We start from the raw sequence: 24418 nt of genomic DNA on the forward strand, positions 1-24418 counted from the left end.
CGACGATGGTTTACGGCGCCCACCGCCACCCGGGCGACCGCGGGCGATACGTCGCGCCCATCCTCATCTCGATGGGCTGACCGGCCATCAGGTCGGCCGCCGCCCGGGCGAAGACGCGGACCCGCGCGGTCCGGCCGCCGGCCTGCCCACGACCCTGACGCCCGGGTTCGCCGCTCTGATCGTCGAGGAATTCCAGGTCAGCCTGCGTCGCGCCAGCGGCACCTATCCCGCCCGGTTCCACCAGGTGCCGCATTCAGAACGGCGCCCGCCGTCGGGTTCACCGGCCCCCTGCCTTGAGGCCCTCGCGACCGTTCTGGCTGACGAAGGGCAGGTGGAGTAGGGCCGGCAAGCCTACGCCCGCGCGTCGAGGGCTCGGCCTGGCCGCCGTGTTCCGGCGCCCGCAGCGGGAGAGGAGTCGGCACGTTCGTACAAGTGCTGCCGTGATCCACCGGAGCATCCTGGAGACGGACGACGCGTTCCCACGAGAGGGTCACGATGCTCAATCTGTCGATCGTTCTGGAAGACAGCGCCCGCAACGTGCCGGACCGTACCGCCCTGGTCCTCGGTGACCTGCGCCTGTCGTACGCCGTGGTGGACTCCGTCGCGAACCAAGTGGCCAACCTGCTGGTAGCGCGGGGGATCGGCAGGGGCGACAAGGTGGCGCTGCTCTGCCCGAACCTCCCCTACTTCCCGTTCGTCTACTTTGGCATTCTCAAGACCGGGGCGACCGTGGTCCCGCTCAGCGTGCTGCTGCAGCCGCGCGAGATCACGTACCACCTGACCGACAGCGACGCCAAGGCACTCTTCTGCTTCGAGGGCACCGATGAGCTGCCAACGGGGACGCGCGGACGGGAGGGGTTCGACGGCACGCAGGGGTGTGAGCACTTCTTCGTCCTGCCCGCCACGCCGCTGGCCACCGAGTCGGAGTACGGCGAGTCGTTCTGGGCGGCGCTGGACGGCATGCCCGGGGAGTTCGAGACGGTTCGACCCGGGCCGGAGGACGTCGCGGCCATCCTCTACACCTCCGGCACCACCGGCCGGCCCAAGGGCGCCGAGCTCACTCACGCGAACCTGCTGATCAACGCCATCGTCAGCGACCAGATGTTCCCCGCCGATCCCGAGGGTGACGTCTCGCTCGCCGTACTGCCGCTCTTCCACTCCTTCGGCCAGACCTCGGTCATGAACGTGAGCCTGCGCCGCCGCGCCACCCTGGTGCTCCTGCCGCGCTTCGAGCCCGGCCAGGCGCTGGAGCTCATGCGCAGGGAGAAGGTGACCATGTTCGCCGGGGTACCCACCATGTACTGGGCGATGCTGTCGAAGATTCACGCGGAGGGGGTCGAGGCGCCCCCGACGCTGCAGGTGGCGGTGTCGGGGGCGGCCGCCTGCCCGGTCGAGGTGCTCAAGGATTTCGAGGCCACGTTCGGCATCCCGATCCTGGAGGGTTACGGCCTGTCGGAGACGTCGCCCGCGGCCTGCTTCAACCAGCTCAGCCGGCCCACCAAGCCCGGCAGCATCGGCTTCCCCCTTTGGGGGGTGGAGATGCGGCTGGTGGACAGCGACTGGAACACCGTCCAGGGCGAGGGGCCCGGCGAGATCGCCATCCGCGGTCACAACGTCATGAAGGGCTACCACGGGCGGCCCGAGGAGACCGCGGAGGTCCTGCGGGACGGCTGGTTCCGCACCGGCGACATCGCCACCCGCGACCAGGACGGCTACTACGCCATCGTCGACCGCACCAAGGACATGATCATCCGGGGTGGGTTCAACGTCTACCCGCGCGAGGTGGAGGAGGTGCTGATGACGCACCCGGCGGTCTCGCTGGTGGCGGTGGTCGGCGTGCCGCACGGCTCCTACGGGGAGGAGGTCAAGGCGTACGTCGTCCCGTCGGCCGGTGCGACGGCGAGTGAGAACGAGCTCGTCGCCTGGTGCCGGGAGAACATGGCGGCCTACAAGTACCCGCGGACCATCGAGTTCCGTGAGAGCCTGCCGATGACCGCGACCGGCAAGATCCTCAAGCGTGAGTTGCGCTAGGCACTCGCCGGAGTCAGGGCAACCAGTCGATCGCGGCGGCGAGCTCGGAGGGCGCGTTGCCGAAGGTGCGTCTGAAGGCCCGGGTGAAGTGCGGGCCGTCGGTGAACCCGGCCGTGTGCGCAGCCGCCGTCAACGTCTCCCCGGCGGCCACCCGGTCGATGGCCCGCCGCAGGCGCAGCCACCGCACGTACGGCCGTAGCGGGATCCCCACGTGCGCGCTGAACAGGTGCGCGAGCCGGCTCGGCGACAGGTGGACCGCGTCCGCGACCGCCCGCAGTCTCACCGGTCCTCCTGCCAGGAGCGCGGGAATGACGGCGATCGCCGCCTCCACCGCCGGGTGCGGCGGGACGCCGCCGGGGCCGACGAGGCCGCTCCACGCCTCGACGGCGCGCAGCGCGCTCGCCGCCTCGGCCGAGCGCGCGTGACCGACCGGCGGCTCGGTGAACATGAGCGGCCGCGTTCCCACGCGGCTCGCCGGCTGCGAGCTCACGGGGTCGATCGGCGGAGGGCCGTGTCCGGCTCGGGCGGCGGACAGCGACCAGGACGAAGCCCCCGGCCCGGTGCTGGAGCGCGCGAGCAGGGACCTGCCCGGCGAACTGCGCGGATCCAGGTGGGCGAGCAGGGCGTCGCGAGCCCCGGTCAGCACCGTGTGGCCGGTGTCGGGCGGGATGACGGCGATGTGCGTGGTCAGCTGTTCGCCGTGGGCGTCGGCCATGGTGAACGGCTCGGTGGCGATGACGAGCTGGACCGCGTGGTGCGCGTGCAGGTCGTTGCCGCCGATCGCGCCGCCGTACAGCATGAGGCCGGGCCGCAGGAGACACCAGCCGCGCCAGGTACGCGACATCACTCCGCCCTCCTTCCCAGGGGGTCGGCCCCTTTGCCCGGCCAGCCTCCGAAGCCGGCCAGCATCCACTTGGCCTGCTCCATCATCTCCCTGACGAGCTCCGCAGTCGGCTCGATGTCGTGGATCAGGCCGACGCCCTGCCCCATCAGCCAAGGCATCTCCTCCCAGTCGGCCTCCGTCTCCGGGACCGCCAGCAGCAGGCCGAACTTGCGTACCGTCGCCTGCCGCTCCTGGACGATCTTGTATCGACCTGCTCTAGGGAGTCGACATCGGCCGGGATCTCGTCGGGAGGCGGCCTGGCGGCGTGGAGGAGAGCGGCCGCCGGTGGCGGTGTGGACGGTCGAGCAGCTGGCCGCCTTTCTGCGCTTCGCGCGGGAGGACCCGTTGTTCGTGCTGTGGTGGCTGGTGGCCTTGCGTGGGCTGCGGCGGGGGAAGGCCGCTGGGCTGCGCTGGGTGGACGTCGATCTGGAGCGGCGCGAGCTCACCATCGTCCATCAGCTGGTGCACACCGAGGAGGGGCTGGTCTGGTGCGAGCCGAAGAGCGCGGCCAGCCGGCGGACGTTGGCGCTCGATCCGGAGACCGTGCGGCTGCTGCGTTGGCACGAGCGTGCGCAGCGCCGGTTGCCGGGGGAGCGGTGGTCACCGACCGGCCCGATCTTTACCCTGGGGAGCGGAGCGCCGGTGCAGCCGAGCTATCTCACGCACCGCTTCCGCAACCTGGTGAGCGCGAGTGGGCTGCCGCCGGTGCGGTTGCACGACCTGCGCCATGGAGCTGCGACGTTGGCGCTGGCGTCGGGGACGGAGCTGAAGGTGGTGCAGGGCACGCTGGGGCATGCCGGCATCGTGCTGACCGCCGACACCTACGTCTCGGTGCTGCCGCAGCTGTATCACGACAGCGCCCGGGCGACCGCGAAGCTGGTGCTGAAGGCGGTCCGGGCGACCAACCGGAAGATCGGCAAGGCACGTGGGCGACGTGACTCACATGTGGCTCACCGTGACTCACGATCAGATGACGCGACTACGGATCCGCGTAAAGCCGCAGGCCGACGTGGTAGGGCGGGTGGGACTTGAACCCACGACCCACGGATTATGAGCTGCACGTATGCCTCCTCACCTTCATCGTCGTCCTCGACCAGGGTGTCGAGCCGGCGTAGTCGGCGGGCTGGTTCGTTCGTCGCGGGTGCTCATGCGGTCGCGAGCAGGTTACGCACCAACGTGGGACACGCATCGGGATGAAGAGTCAAAGCATGTTCTTGATCGGCTGGGGTGTTTCCGGCACGGCCTGGGCGAGGATCTCGGTCGCCTCCCGAGGCGTGAGCAGGCGGGCGTCGCACAGGAGACGGACGGACTCCTCCCATTGTTTCCGTGCTTCGCCGTGCCGTTCGAGGTCGTGTAGCGTGGTGCCGAGCCACCAGCGTGACACGGCTTCTCCCAGACGGTATTCCGATTCGCGGAGCAGCCGCACGGCCGTCGTGTAGCTGTCCACCGCCTCGGTCAGGCGACCGGCATGACGGTAGGCGTCGCCTAGCGAATCGTGTGCCGTGCCCGCACCGGCGCGCGGGTCTGCCTTTGGCCACAGTGCCACCAACTGGCGTGCTTCCGCGATCGCCTCGTCGAAGCGCCCCTGCCGGCAGTAGACATGCACCCGGTTGTTGCGGAGCGCGGCCGCGGCCCCCGGGCGTTCGGCGTCGTCGTTGAGCGTCTGAGCAAACTCCAGGTGGGCGAGCGCGTCGTCGAGACGGCCCACGATCGTGTTGATGACGCCGAGGTTGTTGAGCGCCCCGACCTTTCGCCGAGGCAGGCCGGCACGGTCCCAGTCGGTGAGAGCTGTCTGCAATTGCGCGATCGCGGCGTCGTAGCGGCCCTGGTCGCGGAAAACCCAGCCGAGAAAGCTGCGGAGCTGGGCCTTGTCCTCCCACGCCGCGATGCGATCGGCCGCCTCGATGGCGTGCGCGTAGATGTCGGCCAGTTGCGTGTGCCAGCCCTGATAGCAGAAGGGCCAGTGGAGCCCGATGGCCAGGCCGACGGCGGTTGCCGGGTCGGGGCTGGCCAACGCCTGCTGCGCGGCGGCCAGCAGGTTGTCCCGCTCGTCCTGAACCCATCGTCCCGCCTCCGCCGGGTCCTTGAAGGTGATATCGGGCAACTCGACGGGGCGTCGCAGTACGAGGGCATCGCGACTGAGGAGGGTGCTTGCCAGCCAGAGGGTGGTCAGGTAGTGGTGGTGCGCGCGCCGTACGGCGGTGGTGCGTTCCTCCTCCGCGAGGTCCTGGAGCGCGAGTTCGCGGGCGGAGAGACCGACCAGGTCGTGGAACTGGTAACGGTCGGGTCCGGCCGGTTCGAGGAGGCGGGCGTCCAGGAGGCGTTCCAGGGCGGCTTCGGCGCGGCGATGGGTCCAGCCTGTCAGGGCGGCGGTGGTGGGCGGGGTGTGGGTGGGCAGGCCGAGCAGGCCGAGCAGCGGCAGCAGGTGGGCGGCGTCGTGGCCGGTGGGCTCTTCCCGGAGGTGGTGGTGGCTGACCGCGATGCTGGCGCGGACGGCCAGGTCGGCGTACTCCAGCACGTCCAGGCGGCGGGTGGCGTCGGCGAGGCGCGCTTCCAGGCCGGACAGGGTCCAGTCGGGGCGGGCGGCCAGGCGGGCGCCGACGATCCGCAGGGCGAGGGGGAAGCCGCCGCACAGGTGGACGATCCGCTCGGCCGCCTGCGGTTCGGCGCGCACCCGGTCGGGCCCGGCCAGGCGGGACAGCAGCGCGGCGGCGTCGGCGGCGTTCAGCGTGCCCAGGTGGAGGTGGCCAGCGTTGTCCAGGGTGACCAGCGGGTCCCGGCTGGTGATCAGGACCTTGCACCCGGGACCGGCGGGGATGAGCGGGCGGACCTGGCGGACGTCGCGGGCGTTGTCCAGGATGACCAGCAGGTTGCCGGTCGCCGTCAGGGAGCGGTAGCGGGCCGCGGCCTCCCCGGGATCGGCGGGTACGGCGGCGCCGTCCAGGCCGAGCGAGCGCAGCAGGTGGCGCAGGGCTTGGGCAGGGGTCAGCGGATCGAGTCCGGGGGTGGATCCGTGCAGGTTGAGATAGATGACGCCGTCGGTGAACCGGTCGGCCACGCCGTGGGCGACGTGAACGGTCAGGGCGGATTTGCCGATGCCGCCGGCCCCGTCGATGACGGTGACGGAGGGCCCGCGTGCGGGTTCGCCGGACTGGCCGAGCACGTCGCGCAGATGCTGGATCTCGGTGGCGCGAGCGGTGAAGGCGTGGGTGTCGGCGGGAAGTTCGGCCGGGATGTACGGCGCGCCGAGCATGACCTGCTGGTCCGGGGTGGTCAGGTCGAGCGCGGGGTCCTTCACCAGAACGGCCTGATGAAGGCGGCTCAGTTGGGCGCCGGGTTCGATGCCGAGTTCGGAGACCATGATCCGGCGGGTGGCCTGGTAGACGGCGAGCGCCTCGGACGAGCGTCCGCCGCGGTACAGGGCGAGCATGAGCTGGGCTGCGGGGCGTTCGCGCAGCGGATAGGCCCGAACGTGCGCGGCCAGGTCGACGGCCACCGCGTGATGGTCCCCGGCGGCGAGGCGCAGATCGGCGTGGTCTTCCACGACCGTGAGGTGTTCCTCTCCGAGCCGGGTGGCCTCGATGCGTGCCCAGGGAGCGGCCAGCTCGGCCAGCGGGTCGCCTCGCCACAGCCGCAGGGCCTGGCGGAACAGGGCGTCGGCTCCTTGCGTCTGGCCGGTGCGGGCGCGTTTGGCCAGGCTGAGGAACAGGTGGGCGTCGACGTGGTCTGGTTCGAGCGCGAGCCGGTAGCCGCCGGGCGTGGTCTGGATGATCTCTTCGGTGGCATGCGGTCCAAGGGTCTGGCGCAGTTTGGAGATCACGATGTGGAGTTGTTTGGCCGCGGTCGCCGCGGAGCCGTCTCCCCAGATGTCGGTGAGGATCCGCTCGGTGTTCACGGCCTGCCCGGCGTCCAGGGCGAGTCTGGCCAACACACCGATTCGTCGCTGCCCGGCGAGCCGCACTGGTTCGTCACCGGCCAGGACCTCCAACGGGCCGAGGAACCTGATCTCCAGCGCCATGAGGAGCGTACTTCCCTCCCTAGTGGAGTCGGCATTCTAACGAGATGGCGGGCTTATCCGCGGCAATGACGGGATGGAACACTGTCTTCATGCGAACTTCCGGCATCTTTGGTTCATATGTGCATGTCTAGACGTGCAGGCCTACATGTGACTTGCAGGCTACCGATCACCGGGAGAGACCAGAGGTAAGACTGCCCCACGGTATCCGTACCGGCCTGCCAGGAGAATCATCGACCCGATGTCGCCAACGAGTAGCAGGGCAGTTGCTACAGCTTCGCCGTACGCGGCCCGCTCCACCGGGGCGGCTGGAACGAGACCACTTGAACGCGCCGTGCGAGCCAGTCCCGCACGGCGCGTTCACCTGCAGCGCCATTCCCAGAGCACGATCAAACATCGGGAACCAGGATGCAGCGGACCGCCGATCGGTTCTCAGAACCCCGTTCTCACGTAAACGCTGGGCAACACGGTTCTGAGAAATGTTTGTGAGAGCATCGGGCATGACCGACGCCCCGAGCGACGCCGACCGTGACGCTGATGAGGTCGAGCGCCACCCCTGCCCGCGCTGCACGGCTGCCGATCTGCTGTGCGTGCACACTCCGGGCCGAGAACCCGCCCGTCGCCTGGGGGTCAGTATTCACCTGTCGTCGACAGATTCGAACCCCTGACCCCTTCGATTGCGAAGGAACACCGGGAAGTCTGGGGGAGTCGCAGGGCGGTGGCTCCCAGAAGTGGCTCCTCCCTGCGGTGGAAATGGCGGGTCGTTGTCGAGGTGCCAACTCTGGCCATGCCTGACCCCAGCGAGTCGATCTCGACGCCTCCGAGGATCTGCGTCCGACGTGGCAGCTGAAGCGGCCCGCGCACGCAACGACACGGCGACAGCGTGCCAACACGCGATGTGTTCCGGTAGGTTCGTCACCTGCCGCTCAGAAGATCGCGGAGGATGCCCTCCAACAGGTAACGGTCATGACCGATGAAACGCTGGTCCTGCCTACGGAGGGTGGTGCGATGGGACTGGGGATCAAGATCTTGGGGCCGTGGGAGCTGACGGCAGACGGCGACGTGCTGCCGCTGACCGGCAGCCGACGGATCGGCCTGCTGACCCGGCTGGCATTGAGCGCCGGCCGAGTGGTTACCACTGACCAGCTCCTCACCGATGTGTGGGGAGAGAGCCGGGCGGCGACGGCGCCGAAGCAGCTCCACATCGTGGTGTCGAAGCTTCGCGAGTTCCTTGCGCCTCGGGCGCTCGACGAGGTCATCGTGACCGCGCCGGGTGGATACTGCCTTGACGTGCCACCTGATCACGTCGATGCTCACCTGTTCATGCGGCTGGTGCGCGAAGCGCGTGCCGGCCGGGCCAGGGGAGAGATCGTTAATGCTGACAGGTCGTTCCGGCAGGCTCTGGCCTTGTGGCGGGGAGAGGCTCTGGCGGGCATGTCGGCGGAGTGGGGCCAGATCGAGGCCACCCGTCTGACGGAGGAACGTCTCACCGCTCTGGAGGATCACGTCGATCTGCGGATGACGGCGGGTGATCACCATGCGGTGATACCGGATCTGACCGTCCACATCGAGGCGCACCCGCTGCGGGAGAGGCCGCATGCGCAGCTGATGCTGGCGCTGTATCGCGCTGGACGGTCGTCGGAAGCGCTCGCGGTCTACCAGGAGACTCGCCGCGTCATGATCCAGGAGCTCGGCATCGAGCCGAGTGCCGAGCTGCGCCGGCTCCAGCAGGCGGTGCTCGCTCGCGATCCCGTCCTCGATCTGGCCACTCCGGCGCAGGATGCCACGCTCGGCCACGCCGTCGCCCCGGCCGAGCTGCCCGCCGACACCCGCGCCTTCACCGCCCGCGATGTCGAGCTCGCCTGGCTCGACAAGGCGCTCACCGCCTCGGAAGCCGGCACGCCGGCGATCGTCGCCATCGACGGTTCCGGCGGGATCGGCAAATCCGCGCTGGCCGTACACCTGGCGCACGCCGTCGCCGACCGCTACACCGACGGCGTTCTCTACATCGACCTGCACGGCGCCACCGACGGGCTCCGGCCTCTGTCGCCGCTCGAGGCGCTCGGCCGGCTTTTGCGCTCGCTCGGGCTGGACGGCTCCGCCGTACCGACCACGGTCGACGAGGCCGCGGCCCGCTACCGATCCCTCACCTCGGCGCGGAACGTGCTGATCATCCTCGACAACGCCCTCGACACCCGCCAGGTCCGCCCGCTCATTCCCGCCGGATCGGGGTGCGCGGTCGTCATCACGAGCCGGCAGGTTCTCACCTCCCTCGACGGGGCGAGCCAGCTGAACCTGCCCGGACTCGACCCGTCCGACTCCACCGCGCTGCTGGCCCGGATCGCCGGTCCCGGCCGGGTCCACGCCGAGCCGGCGGCTGCCGGGCGGATCGTCCGGCTCTGCGGGGGCCTGCCCCTCGCCCTTCGCATCGCGGCGGCTCGTCTGGCCGCCCGCCCCGACTGGACGCTGTCCTACCTCGCCGACAGGCTCGCTGACGCCACCCGCCGCCTGGACACGCTGGAGCATGCCGACCTGGCCGTCCGTGCCGGCATCGCCGTCAGCCTCCATCACCTCCAGGAGGAGCCCGCCGGCCAGGACGCCGCCCACCTGTTCGCCCTGCTCGGCCTCCTCGACACGCCCACCCACACCCCGGCAGCCACCGCCGCTCTCGCTGATCGGCCCGAGCGCACGGTGGAGGCCACGCTGGACCGCCTCCTGGATGCCCGGCTGCTCGAATCGGCGGGGGTGGGCCGCTACCGGATGCACGACCTCGTCCGCCTCTACGCCCACGAACAAGCCGACGACATCGTCCAGGAGAGCGATCGAGCGGCCGCCACCCGCCGCGCGTTACACTATTACCTCGCCACAGCCAGGACGGCCAGCCTTCTGCTCGATCCCACCTCCCCCATTGTCAGAAACCTCCGCGCCGACCAACCGGGCCTTCGCCTGGACACACCGCAGGAGGCGATCGACTGGATCGAGCTGGAGCGCGACAACCTCATCGCCGTCGCCCGGCAGGCCACCACCCGCACCCACGATCCCGGCACGGTCGAAGGCCTCGCCGCCAGTCTCAACAGACCCTTTAGCCACAGAGGCTGGCTCGCCGACCTGGCCGAGATCCATTACCAGGCCCTGCAGGTGGCCGTCCAAACTGGTGACTGGGCGGGCCAAGCCCGCGGGCACAACCAGTTGGGCAGCATCCACAAGAACCAGGGTCGCTTCGAGCCTGCGGTCGAGCAGTTCAAGCGTGCCCTGGTGTGCTGGGATCGAGCAGGTCTGCCCCTGCGTAAGGCGGGCACCCTCCACAACCTCGGCACGACCTACGGCAAGCTGGAGCGCTTCGACGACGCGCTTGCCACCCAGGACGAGGCGATGGCGACAGCGACGGCCAGCGGCCTGCGCGACTACCAAGCGATGATCCTCAACGGCCGGGCCGCGGTGCTGATCAGAATGGGCCGGCTGGACGACGCAATCGACGCGGGCCGAAAGAGCCTGGAGATCTGGGCGGAGTTCGACAATCCCCTCGGCGAGGCAACGGCGACCGACACGCTGGCCGATGCCTGCCGACGCGCCGGCAGCCTCGTTGAGGCCGAGGCCGGATACCGGAGGGCGGTCTACCTCCACCACAAGGCCGGTGCCCGCGCGCTGGAGGCCGTTACCCTGTGGGGGCTCGGCGACACCTTGCACGATCTTGGACGGCAGGACGAGGCACGGAAGCGCTGGCATCAGTCAGCTCGGATTCTGTGTGACGTCCATCTCCTCACTGAGGAGGAGCTGGAGGTCCTGCTCGCCCAGGACCTCCCTCAGCCTCCCGACCCCGTCAAGCACTTGAGCGCGGGAGCGCGTTGATCAGATCGATGATCGCCCGGTAGACGACCGAAATGGGTGCCAGAACCACGCTTGGCCGCCGTCGACGCATGGCGCCCACCGATCGCAAGCGCCTCTACCTGTGGTTTCGCGTGGCCGCCGGATCATGGAGCTGCTCGGAGCGACCTCGTTGAAGATCTCGACGGCGCCCGGGCCGTGATGCTGGACGCCGTCCACTGCGAGCTTCGGCGCAGGATGCGTCCCCGGTATACCTGACAGGTGGCCGTCGATGAGGCGGACGGCGCGCTCGCCCACGACCGCCACGCTGGACTCCCACGCTCCGGGGCAACGGTGCAGGTCAGGAGTTCGGGCCGAGATGGCTGCGGCGTTCTTCCGCGGTCAGCTCGCGGGTACGGCGCGATCTGGCCAGTTCGAGCACCGTTCCGGCCGGGCCGCACACCTCGCAGGCGCGGGTCCGGACGAGGCTGTCGCCCAGACCGGTCGCCAGCGGGCGACCGAGGATAATCTGCGGGCTCAACCCCCTGACGATCCGCGTACCGTCGGGGCTGAACGCCGCGAGACCGCCGGTCGCGCCCCAGCCGGTCAACTCCAGCGGTTCGCCGCCGCCTGTTGCCCGCCAGAGCCGCAGGTGGCCCGCGGGTTCGTTGGTGACCAGCCAGGTGCCGTCAGGGCTGAACCTCACCTTACGGACGGTGTTCTCGGCGCCCTGCAGCACGGCCGCGGGCTCGCCCCGGCCGCCGGTGTCCCAGAGCCGGATGGCGCCGTCCGCGGCTGCGGCGGCCAGTCGCAGCCCGTCTGGGCTGAAGGCGAGGCCGGTGATGTCCTCCACATGGCCGCGAAGAATCTTCGGCTCGCTCTTGCCGGTCAGGTCCCAGACGACGACGGTGTGGTCGTTACGGGCGTCGGCCAGTTTCATGCCGTCCGGGCTGAGTGCCACGTCGCCGTCGGCGCGGCCCGTGGGCCGGGCCTGCCAGCCGGTGAGCGCTGTCAGCCCGCCGGACGGGGAGATCTGCCACACCTGCGGTTCGGTGTCGAAGGCGCCCGCCACGATCCGCTTTCCATCGGTGCTGAACACCAGGCCGCCCGGGAGGCCGCGGAAGGGCGCTGGTGTGGTGACTGGCGCGCCGACGGTGGTGAGGTCCCACAGGCTCAGGGTCCCGGCCCGGCCGATGCCCGCCATCCGCCGGCCGTCAGGGCTCAGCGCGACGAGGTAGCCGGCATCACGCGGGCCGTGCACCTCGGCCGGGGTCGTGCCGCGCCATATCTTGATGCGGATGTCCCGCGGGCTGAGGAGTGAATCCGGCCCCGCGCTGACCGCCACCGTGCCCGTGTCGGCGCTGAGCGCCAGAGGCCTGCCCTCGCTCGGTGTCGGGTCGCCCGCCGTGATGTCCCACGTCCGCAGGGAGCCGTCCGCATCGACGCTGACCAATGACTTCCCGTCCGGGGTGAACGCCGCCCCGCGCGGATTCCCTTTCGGGCTGCGCAACACCAGCGGGTCGGCGTCGCTGCCCGTCGTCCAGACGCGGATCACGCCGTCGGCGCCGTAGGTCGCCATGCGATCCCCGGCCGCGGTGAACACCAGGCCGTTCAGCTTCGGGGGGTGGCCGGCCAGGTCAATCTGCGGGATCCAGTCGCCGGCCGACGCCTCCGTCGCGTCCCAGACACGGGGAACGTCGCCTTCGACGGTCGCGACCCATGGTCCGCGCGGGCTGACGGCCACCTGCTCCGGCTCACCGCGCGCGGCCGCGCGCTGCAGAACGGGCCGGTCCCGGGTCATGTCCCATAGTCGCAGCGGCGATCCGTTGCCCCCGGTGGCGAGCAGCCGGCCGCTGGGGCTGAACGAGACGCTCCTGACCGCGCGGCCGGGGACATCGAGCTTGACGGGCTTGGAGCGTCCCGGCTTCCAGATGCGCACGCCGTCGCTGTGCGCGCTCGCCACCCTGCCGTCCCGGCTGACGCTGACGCCGTGGACGCTACCGTCAAGGGTCCCCAGAACCACGGGCGGACCGCTTGACGCCAGGTCCCATAGCACCAGTTCTCCTCCGGAGCCTCCGGTGACGAGTTGCCGGCCGTCCTCGCTGAACGCGGCGCTCAGGATGCCGTCCGTCCGATCCGCCTGGAGCACATGGCCGGCCCGGCGCGGCGCGGTACCGTCCAGGCTCCAGATCTCCAGGCCCGCCGGGCCCGACCCGGCGCCCCAGATCGCGATCTTCCGACCGTCCGGGGTGGCCGTCATTCCGGTAACCCTGCGCAGGCCGACCGGGGTGGAGCCGCGCAGCCGGGAGTCTGCAGTGGCCTGGCGGAGCACGAGGTCGGCCTCCGGAGTGGGCTCCACCTCGTACGCCTCGATCGCCAACAGCAACGCCAGTTCCGGGTCTTGCTGGAGCTGGCGGCGCGCTTCGGCGGCCAGCCGTACCGAGGCGGCACGGTCGCGCTCGACGTTCCTGTTGCCTACCTGGACCAGGACGAGCGCGGCCAGCACGATGACCGCGACGGCGGCGACCGGCAGCCCGCCGAAGGCGAGACGGGTCCGGCGGCGGGCCCGGTCGCGCTCGGCCGCGCTCGAGCGGCAGGCCGCCAGGAAGGTTCGCTCCAGCTCGTTCAGCGGTACGAAGCTCGCCTCGCCGTCCCAGAGGGCGAGGCGAGTGCCGCGGTACAGGTAGTCCTCGCCGCGCCCGTTGCGGTCCCACTCGGCCGCGTCAGACGTGAGCCGCTGGTGCCGCAGAAGGGTCTCACGGTCGGCGGTGAGCCATTCCCGCAGCCGGGGCCAGCCGGTGAGGAGCGCTTCATGCGCGATGTCGACCAGGTCCTGGTCCACGACGATGAGCCTGGCGGCGGCGAGCCGGTCGAGGACCGCGTCCAGCTCGCCGGCGGGTCCGATGCCGGCGAGCTCGTCCCGGTCGAGACCGCGGCGGGTGTCGGAGCTGCCCGAGCCCAGGGCGACGAGCCGCAGCAGCACGGCGCGGAGCAACTGCCGCTGGTCGGCTTCCAGATCGGCGTACAGGTGCTCAGCGGTCCGCGCGATCGCGCCGGACACGCCACCCACGGCCCGGTAGTCCGCCAGCGCCAGCGTGTCTCCCTGCTGCCTGCTCCACGTTTCGCGCAACGCGTGCGCGACCATCGGAAGCGCCCCCGTCTGCTCGGCGGCCTCGGCCACCACGGTGACCACCAGATCCGGGTCCACGCTCAGCCCCGCCCGGCTGGCGGGTTCGGTGATGATGGCGCGCAGCTCCTGCTCGGACATGGGTCCGACCGGCAGGTGAACGCTGTCGAGGAGGGCTGCGGTCAGACCGGGATGCGACATGCAGCGCTCGTAGAAGTCGGTGCGGATCCCGATCACCAGCGCCGGGCCGTCCTGACCGCTGACTAGCTCGCTCAGCGCGTCGAGGAAGCCGGCGCGTTCCCGCTCGTCGGCGCAGAGCGTGAACGTCTCCTCGAACTGGTCGACGATCATCACGTCGGAGCCGTCAGCGTCGGTGGCGTGCAACCGGGACAGCGGGTGCGCACCCGGAGTGAGCAGCGTGACGGTAGTTCCGTCGGCGGTCAGCCGCGCGGCCAGCCCGGCCCGCAGCAACGAGGATTTGCCGCTGCCGGTGGCCCCGCGGACCACCGTCAGAGGTCCTTGCTTCACGGCCTTCAGCAGGACCTCGAGAAGCTCGTCCCGGCCGAAGAACAGGTCGGCGGCGTCGACGTCCAGCGGAAGCAGGCCGGGATAAGGGCAACGGCGCTGCGACCGTTCGAGTTCGGCCGCGACCAGCTGCCACTTCCGCTCCCATTCGGCGGGGTCGCCACCGCAGGCGACGGCGTACGCCAGTGTCGCCTCAAGAGTGGGCAGCCGCGTCCCGGTGGCCGCCTCGGCGAGGGTGCTGCGCGAGAAATGCGCGCGCTGCGCGAGTACGCGGTAGCTCGGTCGCCCGGCCTCGTCCCTGAGCCGGCGCAATTCCCAGGCGAGCCTTTCGACGGGACCGGCCAGCGGATCCACCGGCTGCTCGGGCCGCCCCAATGTGCACTCACCTCTTGTTGTCCGGAGTCTTCGCCGCGTTGTCCTGGACCCACGGAGGGCTATTTCGGACATCCCTGGGCCGCCTTAGACCTTAGATCTCCAGCACGACAAGAGGGGGCAAATAATGAGATTTCACGTACTGGGATCCTTGGAGATCCACACGGGGGATGGAGCCGTCGACGCCTACGTGAACCGGGCCGGGCTCCTGTGCGGCCTGGGCGACAGGGTCTACGTCCGGCGCGACGTCGAGGCCGGCTTGACGCTCGCGCCGTCCGATCCCCACCTGCTGTGCCTGCGCGGCCGACTCCTGGCCGAGGACAACGACATTCAGGCCGCCAAGGCGGCCCTGTCAGCCGCGGTCGCAGCCGATTCCAGGCCGGCCGAGGCGGGAGCGTCCCGCGATGCGCCGGCCGACCAGGACGGAGACCTGGACGCCCCCGTCCAGTTCTTTGACGTCCACGCGGACGTTGCCGCGGTTGCAGACCACCTCGGAGGAGGGCGGGGGCCAGCCGGGCGGCCTGGTCGTAGTCGTTCAGCGCCTCGGTCAAGCGCCCGAGGCGCCGGTGGAGGGCAGCGCGCTCGAAATAGGCGCGTGACTCGTTCGGGTCGACGGTGACGACCGCGGTGTAGTCGCCGATGGCCTGCTCGTGGTCGCCGGACCGAGCCCGGGCAGCGGCCTGGTGCATAAGCATCCAGCGTCCACGGGGATGGCTTGTGGGTTTGAACATAGTCGTCACCTTGTAGCCTTCGGGCCATCACCGCACGTGCGGAGCCGACCCCCGTAGGTGACCACATGTACTGTCGGACCCGCGCCTGCGGGAGGGGCGGGCCAAGAGCGCCGCCTAGCAGGAGAGGCGCGAATGGCGATCAGCGCCACGCTGACGTTCCAAGATCGACGCGATCGACACCGCTTCACCCTGCCGGGTGAGCGCCTCGACCGCTGTACATCCCCATCCCTGCCGCCCGACATCCACGGCAACCACCACCCCGCGAGAGATTCACGACGCATTGAAGAGGGCCATCCGGCAAGCTCAGGCACGCGACATGGCGCTCAGGAACGTTGCCGAGCTGGTCACCACGCCTAAGGGCACGGACGGGCGCCCGGCAGAGCACTCACCCGGCACCAGGCGGAGGCAGTGCTCAAGGCCGCGAAGTCGTCCGAACTCCACGCCTACGTGGTGATCAGCCTCACCACGGGATCCGCACCGAGGAGGCCCGCGCGCTGCGCTGGGATCACGCCTTGATACCGAACCTCAAGTCCTGGCGACCGGTCACGGAGGCGGGGTTCAACCACAAGACGCTCGCCATCTGCGTATGGCGTGCCGACCGAGAGGGAGGGGACACCAAGACCCGCAAGTCACGCCGCACGCTGGAACTGCCCAAGCTGGCAGCGCAGGCGCTGCGGCACCACCACACCCGCCAAGCCGTCCTCAAGCTCAAGGCCGGCGAGGCTGGGCAAGATCACAACCTGGGGTTCTGCACGAGCGTCGGCACTCCACTGGACGCCTCGGGCCGGTGATCACCAACGGTGCCCAGACGATGAAGACCATCTTCGGCGACAGCCGACACGGGTAGAGAGTCCGAGTGAGTTGGCTCCCCGATTGACTCCCATCGACTTCCAGACATGAGAAAAGGGCCTCTGGATTGCTCCAAAGACCCTTCTCACCTGCATCTTCCTGGTGGGGAGTTCACGAATTGGCTTGACCTGGGGCGGAGTGGTACTCAGAAGCTCGCTTCCCGCACTGCACAGGCGCCCCGTGGTAGATACTCGCCACTCAGTCCTTCAGCTTGCTGAGGGCGATGGTCTGAGCGGCGGGTGGGGGCTTGATGGTGAGTTTCATTCCCCAGTCCGAGTAGCGGACATCCTCGACACTGCCCCACCACCCCTGGCCGGACGACGGACAAAGCACGCAGCCACGGCGGCCATACCGGAAACATACCGGGCACTCGTAAGGTCCGCTGGTGCGCTTAGTGATCGCCCTGATGTTGTGGCTCAACCCGCTCCCCTTCGAGATCCAGCCGAGGTTCCCCGCGTCGTTCGACCTGTGCGCGACCGTCGACCGGGACCTGGTCGAACGGCTCGTGCCCGACGCTGAGACCAGCCTGGACGGTAGTTACTGTGTCTGGCGCCGACCGGGCACGAACCTGACCGTCAGATGGGCCAACGAGAACGGGGAGCACTGGGACTACACCTCTGCGCAGGCCCATGAGGAGTACCGCCGTAGCCTGATCGGTGACCTCCGCCCGGACCCGTCCCGCACCGCATGGATCAACAGCAGGTCCCGCGAGCTGAGCACCACGCAAGCGCAGGCGATAGCGGGCGTGGGAAGTGAGGCCTACCTGGTCGACCACCTATCAAAAAGCACCAAGCAGGTGGAGCTCGTCACGGTTCTCTTCCGCACGGGCAACCTCCTGATAGAGATCGAGTACGCCGCGGCCGACCGCGTGCGTCATGGCGCGGTATCGGTGAGCCGCCGCGTGGCGGCCGCGCTCGACCGGATGAGCCCCCCTGAACCCACGCCCACGCCGCCGCCCGGCACCTACGCTGAGCCGCCGATCGCGTGCGCCCTCCTCAGCCCTGAACAGACGAAGAAGCTCGTCGACCCAGACACCTACGCGCGGGCTTGGCAGAACTCCGCGGACTGCTCATGGGAGAAACCGAACACGTCATTCGATGCGCAGCTGGAACTGCGATTCTGGGCTCCCCAGCGCGGCCCGGCAGGCGACGGCGTCGCCCAGGCGAAGGAGATGTTCTCCGGATGGAGAGAGCCGGAGTCAGCGCCGCTGGACATCACGGACGAGGCGCTCGCCTTCCGTACCGGGACACCCCGGCAACCCGGCGAGCCGGTCGTGGTCTTCAGGAAGGCCAACCTGATCGGCTACGTGCAGGCGCGTGACCCGGCCCAGGCCGAGCAGGCCGCACGGTGGATCGTGGAGGCGCTGTCGTGATCAGGATGGCCTTGGCCGTGCTTTTGCTGTTCACCGCCGCCTGCTCGGCGGATCCCGCGCCGCCCGGCCCGACCCAGGCCGCCAGCGCGCCGCCGTCGGGGCCCGGCAGGTTCACCGGGGTCCTGGATGCCTGCTCGCTGCTCACCGTCGAGCAGGTGGAGCAACTGGTCACGCTCGCCGAGCAGAAATACGTCGAAGCGGGCTGCACCTGGTCGACCCCGAGCCTGGGGCTGAAGGGGCGCGCGATCTATGCGCTCGAGGTCGGCGTCCACCTGGCCGCCGACGTCACGGCGGCGCACTCCTTCTTCACCAAGCCCCCGAAATCCGCCTTCCCCGCGATGGCGTCCACGGAATTGCCCGAACCTCACACCAGCGCGAACGTGGGTGAGGAGTCGTTCATCCTCGCAGTCCCGGAGTCGCACACCACGATCCTGGCCTTCCGGCTCAGCAACGCGGTGATCAACATCAATTACGGCTGGCGGGCACCGCCCGGCCCGCAGCACCAGGAACGTGCGGTAGAGGCCGCGCAGTGGATCGCCGAAGCCGTCGACCGGCCCGCGCCCACCGCCGATCCGTCGGACGGGCGCTTCGCCGCGGCGCCGTACGCCTGCTCCCTGCTGCCGGAGGGCGTCCCCCAGTCGGCGACCCAATGCGGCGGGCTCAAGGTATGGCACGCGCGAGCGTGGAAGGGCAAGAGCGGGGTCACTGTGGCCAAGGAGATCTTCGACTACTACAAGAGGAGGCCTTTCCAGCGGGTCCACTCCTTGAAAGGCCTGGGGGACGAGGCCTTTTCCGACAATCAGCAGTACCAGGTGACGGTTTGGGTGCGGGTCAGCAACCTCGTCCTGAAGATCCCGTTCAACCAGACAGACGGCAAGGTGACTCCGGAGATGCGCGCGGCGGTCGCCGAGGTGCTGAGCCGCCTGCCCGCCCACTAACGGGTGGCGGCCTGGCGGATCAGGTCGGCGACCGCGGCGGGCTGGGAGACGTCGACGGCCTGGCTGCCGACGACCTCCGCCACCGTCGCCCCGGCGCGCTCGGCCATCGCCCGCTGGGCCGGCGGCGTGAAGAACGCCGTGATCTGATTGGAACCCCACCGGAGGTGATGTTCGCGACCAAGTCGCAGCTCGCGGCCAACGCGCTCGCCCGCCTGCACGTCGACGGCATCTCCGATGCCCGGCTCGCTGCCGATGAGGTGTACGGCGGCCGAAGACGCGCACCGCGATCCGTGTCCTTGGCTACGGCTATGTGACCGCGGTCAAGACAAACCACCGGGTGACCACCCCGCAGGCAGTCTGCGCCGTTACCGACCTCGTAAAACGCATACCCGTGAGGGAGCGGCAGCGGATTCGGACCGGTCACGGCACCAAGGGTGACCGCCACCATGAGTGGGCGATGATCACCATTAGGTCGACATACCCCCGACAGCCACCCGGACGGGCACAGCACTCTGCTGGTCCGCCGACAGCGCTACACCTGCACAGAGAAAGCACCAGTGATGCCGCAAATTCCCAGCAGCCGAGCCGAGTAGTCGTGGGCGATGCTCGAGAGCCGTTCACTCGATTCCAGGTCGAGTTCAGCGGGAGCCATCTGGCCGATCAGGGCGGAGGGGAGTGGACCGAACCTGGAGTGGTTCATCCCGAGCGGTCCCTACCCGGTCTCTGCACAGATCCTGTCCAAGCCGGCGTCATTGAGGTGCTCGATGACCATCCCCTGATCAGGGTTGCCCGATTGGCATATTCCACGGCGATGCCGGGTCTGCGGTTCAGCGTCTCTCGCAGCACTCCCCGCGTGGATCTCGCGTTCGCCGCCGTACAGGGCCCGGAGATTGGCTCGCGGAGGGACGCCTGCGGTGTGAGTAGGCAACCGGTGGACCGTCACTGGCGCCAATGGATGTCCGGCGAGGTCTGGCATCACTGATGCCCCAGCGGCTCATCCAGATCGATTCGCCCCTTCTGCCAGAGGACCCTGGCCGGTGCTGCAGCGGCATGGCATCGGCCCGGGCGCCACCGCCACATCTGCTCATCACCATCGACGGCGACTCAGAAGTAGGGTGTCCAGCCGGGGCTGATGGCGGTGGCTGGGCCGAACGTGTTGTCGCCCATGCCGTTCCAGATGGTCAGAGTGCCGGTCTTGCTGTGTACGGCGCCTATGTCGGTACGGCCGTCCTGGTTGACATCTCCCAGAGACATCAACGTGCTCGCGTACGGCTCCCACCCGGGGCCCAGTCCGGTCGCGGCCGTGAAGTCGTTGGCGCCTTTGCCGGTCCAGACGGTCAGCGTGTTGTTGTCTTTCTTGACGGCGAGCAGGTCGCTGATGCCGTCGCCGTTGAAGTCGCCGGCGACTGGCCGGTAGAAGGTCGTCCAGCCACCGCCGACCGTGGTGGCCGGGCCGAAGGTGTTGTCGCCCTTGCCGTTCCAGATGGTCAGCGTTCCGGTCTGGCTGTGTACGGCGCCTATGTCGGTACGGCCGTCCTCGTTGACGTCCCCCAAAGACACCAATGAGCTGGCGTACGGTTCCCAGCCGGGCCCGAGTTCGGCGGCGGGGCCGAACTCGTTGCCCCCCTCGCCGTTCCATACATAGAGCTTGTTGTTGTCTTTCTTGACGGCGAGCAGGTCGCTGATGCCGTCGCCGTTGAAGTCGCCGGCGACTGGCCGGTAGAAGGCCGTCCAGCCACCGCCGACCGTGGTGGCCGGGCCGAAGGTGTTGTCGCCCTTGCCGTTCCAGACGGTCAGCGTTCCGGTGGCGGTGGAGAAGAGGTCGCCCACGCCGTCGGCGTTGAAGTCCGGCGTGGCCGACGTCCCCATACCGGCGTAGTGCGGGTTCTGCGCATGGGTGAGGGTCTCCCAGCCCAGAAAGTGCGACACTCCGACGGGGCGCTTCTGCTCGACCCATTGCGTGGCGTAAGGGATGTCGTCGTATCCGAGACGGTGATGCAGGGCGTTGTAGCCGACCTCGAAATGCGCCCCGAGGTCGCGGGTGACCTTCCCGCCGCACAGCCACGACGGCACCGTTCCGCCAAGCTGCAGGCGGGCGTGGAGGTCCATCGCGAATCGCAGCCGGTGCTTGGCCTTGGCGTACAGGTCCACGCCCTGGTGGCTGGCCGTCTCCGCGACGTGGGAGATGGCCGCGAGACCCCATCCGGTGTGCCAGAAGTCACGGCAGGTCTCCTGGGTCAGCCCGTCAACGAACTTGGTCTGCCCCCGCCAGTAGTCGATGATCTCTGCTTTGGTGTCGTACTTGCTGCCCGGTGGTGCCTTGGGCAATGAGCCGTCCGTCGTGAGATAGATGTAGGCGGGCAGCCGGCCGCGCCAGGTCGTGATCGCCCGGTCGAAGGAGGTGCGGTCGTCCAGGTGCACGGCGATGCCGATGGCGGCATCGGTCATGATCAGTTCCCAGTTGCCGTTGTTGTTGGGTGCGCCGGCGATCACTGTCGGCAGGTACACGGTGCGGAGCTTGCCGGCGAACCGGCCGGCCTGGGTCCAACCGGAGTAGGTGTGCTTGATGAGCTCGGCGGCGCGGGAGAAGTTGGCGCCCGCCCATCCGGTCTGCAGCGGAGCGTTGCTACCGGTGTGCTTGGTGATCACGGCTGACCAGGCGTCCATGATCTGGATCGCCTTCTTGGCATAGCGGGAGTCCTTGGTGAGGTACCACTGCAGGGCGTGCGTGTAGGCCGCCATGGAGTCGTTGCGCTCGTCGGAGCAGCCGTGGTCGGGGTTCGACACCGGGCCGCACTCCACGACGGCCCGAGGCTTGGCCGTGTAGGAGAGCGCGGCCTGGGAACTGCGTTGAAGGGCGGTCCAGGCGGACTTCCACGGCTCGTTGCCGAGGTTGGCCCTGACGAAGTCAAGCTGAGCGCGGCTGACCAGGACACCGGGGTGCTTGAACACGGCCGCCTGCGCGGGCTGCGGGACGGATAAAGCGGCGGCCACGAGTACGGTGGCGGCCGCAGGACGAGCTAGACGCACGGGTTTCCTTCCGAAGACAGGACGCCTATTCCGCCAGCCGTCGGGTTGACTGTCAACGCATTCGGGCGATGGACGTGGGCCGATATACCCGCCGCATACCGTACGCACAGTCGAAGAAAGTCGCGTCCGAGAACATACCGGCGACATACCGACCCTTCGTAGGCTCCTTTCCTTGATGACACTGGAGATCGGGTTCCTCGGGCCCTGGCAGATCAAGGTGAACGGGCAACCGGTACGGCTGGCGGGTCCTCGCCGCGTCGCCGTCCTGGCGCGCCTGGCGCTGGACGCTGGCCGGCCCGTCACCACGCGCCAACTCGTCACCGACGTCTGGGCGCGGACCTCGACGACCACGGCCGGCAAGCAGCTCCACATTGTGGTCTCGAAGCTGCGTGAGGTGCTCACCCCCGAGCTCATCGCGACCGTGCCCGGCGGCTACCTGCTGGAGCTGTCCCGCGACCAGGTCGACGCGCACAGCTTCACCCTGCTGGCCGGCCAGGCGCGGATGGCGCGCGACCGGCGCGAGCCGGGCACGGCCGACAGGCTTTTCCGGCAGGCGCTGGCCCTGTGACGCGGGCCGGCCCTGGCCGAGCTGGCCGATCCGTGGGCGCGGATCGAGGCCAGGCGCCTGGAAGACGAGCGCCTGGCCGTCTTCGAGGACCACATCGACCTGCGGCTGGCCGCGGGGGACCACCACGCGGGTGGTGACCGACCTCGCCCAGCACGTGCAGGCCCACCCGCTGCGGGAGGGACCGCGCGCCCAGCTGATGCTGGCCCTCTACCGGGCGGCCCGGCCGGCCGAAGCGCTCGCGGTCTACCAGGAGGGGCACACCGTCCTGGTGGACGGGCTCGCACTCGAACCGGGGACGCGGCTGCGCTGTCTACGGCACGCCATCCTCACCAGGGATCCCGCGCTCGAACTGGCCACACCGGAGCAGTCCGGCACGATCGTCCCCGCCGAGCTGCCCGCCGACACCCGCTCGTTCACCGCCCGGCGCGAGGAGGTGGGCTGGTTGCGGAAGGCGTTGCTGAACGCGGACGTGGTTGTCGTGGACGGGTCCGGCGGGGTGGGCAAGTCGGCGCTGGCCGTACATGTCGCGCACGCGATGGCCGGTCGGTTCCGCGGCGGTGTCGCCTACGTCAACCTGAACGGTGCCACCCCTGAAGTGCAGCCCCGGCCCGTGCTCGACGCACTGGGGCACCTGTTGCGGTCGCTGGGGCTGGACGGCTCCGCGTACCGGCCGACCTTGAGAGGGCGATCGCCCGCTACCGGTCGCTCACCGCTGCGAGCGACCTGCTCGTCATCCTCGACAACGCCCTCGACGCCCACCAGGTACGGCCGCTCATCCCCACGGGCGCGGGCTGCCGGGCCGTCATCACCAGCCGCGACGCCCTGATCACGCTCGACAACGCCCGTCACCTGCATCTGGCCGGGCTCGGCGACCGCGATGCCGTCACGCTGCTGGCCAGGATCGCCGGCCCCGACCGTGTCTGGCGCGAGCCGGTGGCCACCGCGAAGATTGCTGGGCTGTGCGGTGGCTTCCCGCTGGCCATCCGGGTCGCCGGCGCCCGGCTGGCGGCGCGGCCCGGATGGCGGCTGGCCGACCTGTCTGGTCGTCTGGCCGACGCCGCCCGGCGCCTGGACCCCTGCAGAACGACGACCTGACCGTACGCGCCTGCATCGCGGTGAGCCATCGGCACCTGCGTGAGGGGCCCAGCGGCCTCGACGCCGCGCATGTCCTGCCGGTTCTCGGACTGCTCGACATGCCGACCTACACCCCGGCCGCCCTGGCCGGCTGGCCCGAGTCACGGGCGGAGGCGGCGCTCGAACGGCTCGGCGGCGCGCGGGAGGCCAGAGAGTGGACCGAGGCCGAGCGTGACAACCTCCTGGCCGCGGCCCATCAGGCGACCGAGTCCGCCGACCCGTGTACCGCTGTCGGGTTGGCGGTGGGGCTGCACATGCCGTTCAACTATCGCGGTTGGGTCACGCACCTGGCCGACGTCCACCGGAGCGCGGTCGAGGTGGCCGCGCGGTGCGGAGACTGGGCCGGCCAGGCGCAGGCGGAGAGCTACCTGGGGTGGGTCCACCGCGACCAGAGGCGCCACGAGCAGGCGATCGACCACCTGGAACGGGCAGTGGCCTGCTGGGACAAGGCCGCTCTGCCGCACCGGAGAATGGGATCCTTCAACAACCTCGGCATCATCTACACCATGCTGGGGCGGCTCGACCTCGCCCACGCCAACCTGGCACGGGCCCTGGAGATCGCCGAGGAAAGGGACGACCGCTACGCGCGGGGCGCCATCCTCAACAACCGCGTGTATGTGCTCTACCGGCAGGGCCGGTTCGAGGAGGCCATAGCACAGGCAAGGTGACCATCGTGGAATGGAGCGGCATCGGCACCCTGTACGGGGAGGGCTCAGGTCGCGCGACTCTGGCCTGCGCCTACCTGCATGCCGGACGGCTTGCTGAGGCGGCCGACATCTACAGGGTGGCGCTGGCGCTCCTGCGCGAAGCCGGATACCGCATCGGCTACGCCGTGGCCGCCTGGTGGTTCGGCCAGACCCTGCACACTCTGGGACGGCACGCCGAGGCTCGGAAGGACTGGCGCGACTGTTTCGCGACCCTGCTGGAGACGCGCCTCCTGACCCGCGAGGAGGTGGACGAGCTGCTCGGGCAGCCCGTCCCGGACATGCCGGGGCCGATCAGGAACATGCTGTAGGACAGTTATCCACGTTCTCGGACC

Annotated in this window: 15 protein-coding genes and 3 pseudogenes; 12 read left to right on the forward strand and 6 right to left on the reverse strand. The window is 69.6% G+C overall.

Going from position 1 to position 24418, the window contains the following annotated elements; translation table 11 throughout:
• The coding region (locus ABZX61_RS60265) for a hypothetical protein (protein ID WP_355210865.1) at nt 1-340 on the forward strand (340 nt) is incomplete at its 5' end.
• 155 nt (nt 341-495) lie between these two features.
• On the forward strand, nt 496-2031 hold the full coding sequence (locus tag ABZX61_RS60270; protein WP_355210868.1) for a long-chain fatty acid--CoA ligase: 1536 nt from the start codon (nt 496-498) through the stop codon (nt 2029-2031).
• Between the two features lie 13 nt (nt 2032-2044).
• Here the strand turns inward: ABZX61_RS60270 and ABZX61_RS60275 are convergent, their stop codons facing one another.
• Nucleotides 2045-2875, reverse strand: a complete 831-nt coding sequence (locus tag ABZX61_RS60275) for a helix-turn-helix transcriptional regulator (protein ID WP_355211053.1) — start codon at nt 2873-2875, stop codon at nt 2045-2047.
• The gene (locus ABZX61_RS60280) at nt 2875-3033 is read right to left on the reverse strand and encodes a hypothetical protein (protein WP_355210870.1); all 159 of its coding nucleotides are present in this window, start codon (nt 3031-3033) and stop codon (nt 2875-2877) included. The genes ABZX61_RS60275 and ABZX61_RS60280 overlap by 1 nt, the downstream gene beginning before the upstream one ends.
• A 166-nt stretch (nt 3034-3199) precedes the next feature.
• On the opposite strand from ABZX61_RS60280, the gene ABZX61_RS60285 reads away from it, so the two are divergent.
• Nucleotides 3200-3946 (forward strand): site-specific integrase, encoded by a 747-nt coding sequence (locus ABZX61_RS60285; RefSeq protein ID WP_355210873.1) that lies wholly within the window; start codon nt 3200-3202, stop codon nt 3944-3946.
• A gap of 169 nt (nt 3947-4115) precedes the next feature.
• Here ABZX61_RS60285 and ABZX61_RS60290 read toward each other — a convergent pair whose 3' ends face one another.
• Nucleotides 4116-6932 (reverse strand): BTAD domain-containing putative transcriptional regulator, encoded by a 2817-nt coding sequence (locus ABZX61_RS60290; RefSeq protein WP_355210876.1) that lies wholly within the window; start codon nt 6930-6932, stop codon nt 4116-4118.
• A gap of 963 nt (nt 6933-7895) precedes the next feature.
• Between ABZX61_RS60290 and ABZX61_RS60295 the strand changes: the two genes are divergently transcribed.
• Nucleotides 7896-10778 carry a BTAD domain-containing putative transcriptional regulator gene (locus tag ABZX61_RS60295; protein ID WP_355210879.1) on the forward strand — a complete coding sequence of 961 codons (2883 nt, stop codon included), beginning with the start codon at nt 7896-7898 and terminating at the stop codon, nt 10776-10778.
• Nucleotides 10779-11094: 316 nt separating this feature from the next.
• Here ABZX61_RS60295 and ABZX61_RS60300 read toward each other — a convergent pair whose 3' ends face one another.
• Together ABZX61_RS60300 and ABZX61_RS60305 are read right to left on the reverse strand one after the other, a co-directional pair.
• Nucleotides 11095-14760 (reverse strand): helix-turn-helix domain-containing protein, encoded by a 3666-nt coding sequence (locus ABZX61_RS60300; RefSeq protein ID WP_355210882.1) that lies wholly within the window; start codon nt 14758-14760, stop codon nt 11095-11097.
• 509 nt (nt 14761-15269) lie between these two features.
• A pseudogene (locus tag ABZX61_RS60305) lies at nt 15270-15488 on the reverse strand (BTAD domain-containing putative transcriptional regulator); the annotation flags it as partial.
• Nucleotides 15489-16000: 512 nt separating this feature from the next.
• Here ABZX61_RS60305 and ABZX61_RS60310 point away from each other — a divergent pair.
• The 3 genes from ABZX61_RS60310 to ABZX61_RS60320 all read left to right on the forward strand — a co-directional run bounded on the left by ABZX61_RS60310 (nt 16001) and on the right by ABZX61_RS60320 (nt 18647).
• On the forward strand, nt 16001-16279 hold the full coding sequence (locus ABZX61_RS60310; protein WP_355210885.1) for a hypothetical protein: 279 nt from the start codon (nt 16001-16003) through the stop codon (nt 16277-16279).
• Nucleotides 16280-16722: 443 nt separating this feature from the next.
• Complete coding sequence (locus ABZX61_RS60315) at nt 16723-17709, forward strand: hypothetical protein (RefSeq protein ID WP_355210888.1); 987 nt, start codon at nt 16723-16725, stop codon at nt 17707-17709.
• Nucleotides 17706-18647 carry a hypothetical protein gene (locus ABZX61_RS60320; RefSeq protein ID WP_355210890.1) on the forward strand — a complete coding sequence of 314 codons (942 nt, stop codon included), beginning with the start codon at nt 17706-17708 and terminating at the stop codon, nt 18645-18647. Before ABZX61_RS60315 ends, ABZX61_RS60320 begins: the two co-directional genes overlap by 4 nt.
• 1104 nt (nt 18648-19751) lie before the next feature.
• Here ABZX61_RS60320 and ABZX61_RS60325 read toward each other — a convergent pair.
• Nucleotides 19752-21677, reverse strand: coding sequence for an FG-GAP-like repeat-containing protein (locus ABZX61_RS60325; protein ID WP_355210893.1), 1926 nt, complete (start codon nt 21675-21677; stop codon nt 19752-19754).
• A gap of 175 nt (nt 21678-21852) precedes the next feature.
• Between ABZX61_RS60325 and ABZX61_RS60330 the strand changes: the two genes are divergently transcribed.
• From ABZX61_RS60330 to ABZX61_RS60350, 5 genes and pseudogenes are all read left to right on the forward strand, one after another.
• Nucleotides 21853-22245: a winged helix-turn-helix domain-containing protein gene (locus ABZX61_RS60330; protein ID WP_355211055.1), complete on the forward strand. Its 393-nt coding sequence runs from the start codon at nt 21853-21855 to the stop codon at nt 22243-22245.
• A 12-nt stretch (nt 22246-22257) separates the two neighbouring features.
• Nucleotides 22258-22347: pseudogene (locus tag ABZX61_RS60335) on the forward strand (hypothetical protein); the annotation flags it as partial.
• 25 nt (nt 22348-22372) lie between these two features.
• Nucleotides 22373-23071 (forward strand): annotated as a pseudogene (locus ABZX61_RS60340) (BTAD domain-containing putative transcriptional regulator); the annotation flags it as partial.
• 289 nt (nt 23072-23360) lie between these two features.
• Complete coding sequence (locus ABZX61_RS60345) at nt 23361-24047, forward strand: tetratricopeptide repeat protein (RefSeq protein WP_355210895.1); 687 nt, start codon at nt 23361-23363, stop codon at nt 24045-24047.
• Complete coding sequence (locus tag ABZX61_RS60350) at nt 24044-24394, forward strand: tetratricopeptide repeat protein (protein WP_355210898.1); 351 nt, start codon at nt 24044-24046, stop codon at nt 24392-24394. Before ABZX61_RS60345 ends, ABZX61_RS60350 begins: the two co-directional genes overlap by 4 nt.
• The last annotated feature ends 24 nt before the right edge of the window (nt 24395-24418 follow it).

Origin of the sequence: Nonomuraea sp. NPDC003709, assembly GCF_040610775.1 — a bacterium.
GTDB lineage: Bacteria > Actinomycetota > Actinomycetes > Streptosporangiales > Streptosporangiaceae > Nonomuraea > Nonomuraea angiospora_A.

Bases quoted from the DNA above. Each gene is read 5' to 3' on its own strand.
- ABZX61_RS60270 (WP_355210868.1), top strand. From the start codon at position 496: ATGCTCAATCTGTCGATCGTTCTGGAAGACAGCGCCCGCAACGTGCCG.
- ABZX61_RS60275 (WP_355211053.1), bottom strand. From the start codon at position 2,875: ATGTCGCGTACCTGGCGCGGCTGGTGTCTCCTGCGGCCCGGCCTCATG.
- ABZX61_RS60280 (WP_355210870.1), bottom strand. From the start codon at position 3,033: ATGCCTTGGCTGATGGGGCAGGGCGTCGGCCTGATCCACGACATCGAG.
- ABZX61_RS60290 (WP_355210876.1), bottom strand. From the start codon at position 6,932: ATGGCGCTGGAGATCAGGTTCCTCGGCCCGTTGGAGGTCCTGGCCGGT.
- ABZX61_RS60295 (WP_355210879.1), top strand. From the start codon at position 7,896: ATGACCGATGAAACGCTGGTCCTGCCTACGGAGGGTGGTGCGATGGGA.
- ABZX61_RS60330 (WP_355211055.1), top strand. From the start codon at position 21,853: ATGACACTGGAGATCGGGTTCCTCGGGCCCTGGCAGATCAAGGTGAAC.